Here is a 3915-nt window from a genome sequence, read left to right as displayed (position 1 = left end):
GGCCAAGATGTCCATGGATCTCAAGCGCCGCTATTTTCTGCGCAGCAAGGACAAGGCCAAGCGACTGGTGCGCGTGGCCCCGGACATCCGCAGCATCATTGATTTTCGCCGTCTCAACTTCATGGATTCGTTCGCTTTCCCGGAACCTCTCGACACCATTTTCTGCCGCAACGTCATGATCTATTTTGACCGGGCCACCCAGGAGCGCCTGCTGCAGAAGTTTTGCACCCAGCTCTTGCCAGGTGGATTTCTCTTTATCGGTCATTCCGAAAGCCTGACCGGCATGGACTTGCCCTTGCGCCAACATGCTCCAACGGTATATAGAAAAATATAAAACGCTGAACATATTGCTCCAAAGAGGTCCTGCGTGAAACAGACCATCAAGGTCCTGGTGGTGGACGATTCCGCCTTGGTACGCCAGACCCTGACCGATATTTTGTCTTCGGACCCGGAAATCGAAGTCATCGGTGCTGCCGGTGATCCCTATGCTGCCGTCAAACGCATGGAGACCCAAACCCCGGACGTCATCACCCTGGATATTGAAATGCCGCGCATGGACGGGCTGACCTTTTTGCGCAAGATCATGACCCAGCATCCCATCCCGGTGGTCATCTGCTCGACACTGACCGAATGCGGCTCGGAAACCACGCTGCGGGCCATGGAATACGGGGCGGTCGACATCATCCTCAAGCCCAAGCTCGGCACGCGGCAGTTCCTGGAAGAATCGCGCATCCGGGTGGTGGATGCGGTCAAGGCGGCAGCCCGGGCGCGCCTGAAAAAAATGGCCCCGGCCGGTCCCATGAAGGTCACCCCCAAGCTCTCGGCCGACGCCATGCTGCCCGGCCCCACGGGCAAGGCCATGTTCCAGACCACTGAAAAGGTTGTGGCCGTTGGCGCATCCACCGGCGGCACCGAGGCCCTGCGCGAATTCCTCGAAGCCATGCCCCAGGATTGCCCCGGCATCGCCATCGTCCAGCACATGCCCGAGCAGTTCACTGCCGCCTTTGCCAAGCGCCTGGACGGCATCTGCCGCATCACGGTCAAGGAAGCCGCCGACGGCGACACCATTTTGCGCGGCCAGGCGCTCATTGCCCCGGGCAACCGCCATATGCTGCTCAAGCGCAGCGGCGCGCGCTATTTCGTGGAGGTCAAGGACGGGCCGCTGGTGCGCCGCCATCGGCCAAGCGTCGATGTGCTCTTTCGCTCCGCAGCCCGTTATGCCGGCAAGAACGCTGTCGGCGTCATCATGACCGGCATGGGCGACGACGGAGCCGCGGGAATGCTTGAAATGCACGAAGTCGGGGCCTATACCATTGCCCAGGACGAAGCGACGTGCGTGGTCTTCGGGATGCCCCAGGAAGCCATCAAGCTTGGCGGTGTGGACAAGGTCATGGGCCTTGGCAACATTGCCTATGAAGTGGTCAGGGCCTGCAGCGGCTAGGCCTGCGTTAGTTTCTGCCTGCCACACTGCGCCCTTCAGACGGCCTTGCTACAAGTCCTGGCCGTGACGAGGAAAATTTGTGTCCATAGCCGATGAGATCGAAACCAAGTTCGCGGTCACATCCTTTGCGCCGGTGCGCCGGTCGTTGCTGACGGCTGGCGGGGTGGAGTTGTCGCGTCGGTTTGAGGAGAATGTGGTCCTTGACGATGCCGCAGCCAGCCTGCGCGGTCGGGATGTGCTGCTGCGCATCCGGCGCGACGCCGCCTGCAAGGTGACGCTCAAAATGCCGGCCGAGGCCCCGGGACACAGCGGACTGAAGATCCGCCGGGAGATCGAAACCGAGGTGGCAGACCCGGCTGCCCTGGAAGCCATTTTCGCCGCCCTGGGCTATGTCCCGTTCCTGCGCTACGAAAAGGTCCGGGAAATCTGGCAGGCCGGCGACGCCCTGGTGTGCCTCGACGAATTGCCCTTTGGCCGCTACCTGGAGATCGAAGGGCCGGCCGAGTCCATCCCGCTTCTGGCCGGACGCCTGGGGCTGTCCATGGCCCGGGCCCTGCCCCAGACCTACCACGAATTGCACCAGTCCTATCGCCGGGAGCGCGGCCTGCCGCCGGAAATGAGCTTTGTTTTCCCGCCCGATGTCCGTCGCGGCATCCTGGCCGACCTTGCCGGATCGCTCTAAAAGCACCAACAATTCCAGTCTGCTGTCAACGCTGTTGTCAGTAGCCGCGTTTTTCCGTAGGCCAGAGCATGGGGCCGGGGGATACGGGCGCGTGCGTGTGCTCCCCTCGACAGCCCGCCACAGCGACTTATATATCCCCGAGGTCGGAAAATCGGGCCTTTTGCCTGGCATCCCACCATTCGGAAGAGGTGACGGCAGTTCATGAGCCATCCCATGTATGAAGACCAGCCCGAAATGGGCGTCAGCGTTGAAGATGAAGTCCGTGAACCCCGGCAATTCAAGGTCATGCTGCACAATGACGACTACACCACCATGGAGTTCGTGGTCTTGGTGCTCGTCAACGTGTTTCGCAAAAACGAGAACGAAGCCACGCAGATCATGCTCAATGTCCATAACAATGGCGTAGGAATATGCGGCGTGTATACGGCCGAGGTGGCAGAGCTCAAGGTCTCGCTGGTCCACCGTCTGGCCAAGGAAAGCGGCTACCCCCTGCGTTGCAGCATGGAAGAGGTTTAAATGCTCAGTAAAACACTCGAACGGGTATTGACCAGCGCCGTCAAAGAGGTCAAGCGCCGCCATCACGAGTATCTCACCCTCGAGCATCTGCTCTATGCCATGCTCCTGGAAGAGACCGGCCGGGATATCCTGGTCCACTGCGGCGCCAACGTGGTTCGTCTCAAGCACCAGCTTGAGCGCTTTTTCACCGATCATATGGAAACCCTGCCCCAGGATACCAACTCCGAAGTGGTGCAGACCCTTGGCGTGCAGCGTGTGCTGCAGCGGGCCATCATGCAGATGCAGTCCTCGGGCAAGCAGCAGGTGGAAGTGGGCGACGTGCTGGCCGCCACCTTTGACGAGGAAGATTCCTACGCCGTCTACTACCTGAAGTCGCACAACATCTCCCGCCTGGATGTGCTGGAATATATCTCCCATGGCGGCGGCAAGGACACGGCTTCCGAAAGCGCCGGCAGCGGCGGCGAGGAACAGCGCGACGGCAAGGCCGGCGGGTCGGCCCTTGAGCAGTATACCGTGGATCTGGTGGCCAAGGCCAGGAAGGGCGAGATCGATCCTTTGATCGGCCGCGACCAGGAACTGACCCGCACCATCCATGTGCTGCTGCGTCGCCGCAAGAACAACCCGATCTTCGTCGGCGACCCCGGCGTCGGCAAGACCGCCCTGGCCGAGGGGCTGGCCCTGCGTATCGTCAATGGCGACGTGCCGGAGAGCTTCCGGGATACGCTCATCTACGCCCTGGACATGGGGGCCTTGCTGGCCGGGACCAAGTATCGCGGCGACTTCGAGCAGCGGCTGAAGGGCGTGCTTTCGGAACTGGAGCAAAAGCCCGGGGCCATCCTGTTTGTCGACGAGATTCATACCATCGTCGGGGCCGGTGCCACCAGCGGCGGCACCCTGGATGCTTCCAACATCTTAAAGCCCGTGCTCGGCTCGGGCAAGTTGCGCTGCATCGGGTCCACGACCTACGAGGAATACAAGAACCATTTCGAGAAGGACCGGGCGCTTTCCCGCCGGTTTCAGCATATCGACGTGGCCGAACCGACCGTGGAAGAGGCTGTCGAGATCGTAAAGGGCCTTCGCAGCTACTACGAAGCCCACCACGGCGTCCGCTACACCCCGGCCGCCCTGCGTGCGGCGGTGGAGCTGTCCGCCCGGCATATCAACGACCGCTTCCTGCCGGACAAGGCCATTGACGTCATTGACGAGGCCGGGGCCGTGCGCAAGCTGGCCGGCACCGAGGCCAAGGGAGCCATCGGCGTTGCCGAGATGGAAAGGT

General features: G+C 61.6%; 5 protein-coding genes. All 5 read left to right on the top strand.

Annotated features, from left to right (window positions below):
• A partial coding sequence (locus DVDV_RS21490; RefSeq protein WP_303046342.1) for a CheR family methyltransferase occupies positions 1-334 on the top strand: 334 nt, incomplete at its 5' end.
• 33 nt (positions 335-367) lie between these two features.
• Positions 368-1441: a chemotaxis response regulator protein-glutamate methylesterase gene (locus tag DVDV_RS21485; protein ID WP_075356606.1), complete on the top strand. Its 1074-nt coding sequence runs from the start codon at positions 368-370 to the stop codon at positions 1439-1441.
• 79 nt (positions 1442-1520) lie between these two features.
• The gene (locus DVDV_RS21480; RefSeq protein WP_075356605.1) at positions 1521-2123 is read left to right on the top strand and encodes a class IV adenylate cyclase; all 603 of its coding nucleotides are present in this window, start codon (positions 1521-1523) and stop codon (positions 2121-2123) included.
• A 213-nt stretch (positions 2124-2336) separates the two neighbouring features.
• A complete protein-coding gene (gene clpS / locus DVDV_RS21475) occupies positions 2337-2639 on the top strand; it encodes an ATP-dependent Clp protease adapter ClpS (RefSeq protein WP_075356604.1) in 303 nt (100 codons plus the stop codon).
• Positions 2640-3915: AAA family ATPase (locus tag DVDV_RS21470; protein WP_139311711.1), on the top strand; the 1276-nt coding region annotated here is incomplete at its 3' end.

The organism is Desulfovibrio sp. DV, from assembly GCF_001936595.1.
Taxonomy (GTDB): Bacteria; Desulfobacterota; Desulfovibrionia; order Desulfovibrionales; family Desulfovibrionaceae; genus Solidesulfovibrio.
Note: the sequence above shows the minus strand (reverse complement) of the source record. Positions and strands in the feature narration are given on the sequence as shown.